We start from the raw sequence: 764 nt of genomic DNA, 5'->3' as shown, positions 1-764 counted from the left end.
ACGAAACATCAAAGAGGAGCTATGTCAGAAAGCAAAACTTAAAGGTATTCAACAAGGACAATTTCATATAATCAAACAACAAATAAAGAAAAAATACGGAAAAGACGAAACAACATGGTTAAAAACATTAAATCAAACGCAATTAGAACATATCACGGAGTTCATCTTTGATTATGATTCTATTGAAGAGTTAAAAGTAGCCATTGAACAAATAGGTAACTAGTGTATTGCACTCTTATTTATGAAACTAATTAGACGAGTCAGTATGTATGAAATACTGATTCGTTTTTTCTGTAAGTTTGTCTTTAGATATGAAATTAGAAATCTTGCATTTGATATAGACAGATTTCACCTTTTTAATTGAACGAAAATAAAGAAGAATTTCTAATTTTAAAAAATATTTGAATAAAATTTAGGATTTTCACCTCTGTTTTACGTATGTAGATAGGTAAGGGCCATTTCTATATAGCGAGCCTAGAAAGACAGAGGTGAAACCATTGGAAAAAATTGAAGAAACAAAGACACAAAAAGTAAGTTTTCAAAATGATGTATTATTTAAGCATTTTTTCATCGGTATGGATGAGGATTCTATCTTTTTGCGACATACGGTGATTGGTTTAACAACAAAAATCCTTCCAAAAAGAACTGAAGTATGTAATCCAGAAATGATACCTAAACAAGAAGGCAACAAACGTATCATCATGGATATTCATTTAAGAGATGAAGAAATGAGAGAGTATAACATTGAAATGCAAAGTCAAGGT

General features: G+C 29.7%; 1 protein-coding gene and 1 pseudogene. Both read left to right on the top strand.

Translation table 11 applies throughout. The features are described from left to right. Positions 1-223 (top strand): DUF4351 domain-containing protein (locus UGRO018_RS17720; protein ID WP_416327841.1); only part of this gene is annotated, 223 nt, incomplete at its 5' end. A 274-nt stretch (positions 224-497) separates the two neighbouring features. Further along, a pseudogene (locus UGRO018_RS17715) lies at positions 498-764 on the top strand (hypothetical protein); the annotation flags it as partial.

The organism is Hoskinsella mucinilytica (assembly GCF_045223415.1).
Taxonomy (GTDB): domain Bacteria; phylum Bacillota_I; class Bacilli_A; order Erysipelotrichales; family Erysipelotrichaceae; genus Hoskinsella; species Hoskinsella mucinilytica.
Note: the sequence above shows the minus strand (reverse complement) of the source record. Positions and strands in the feature narration are given on the sequence as shown.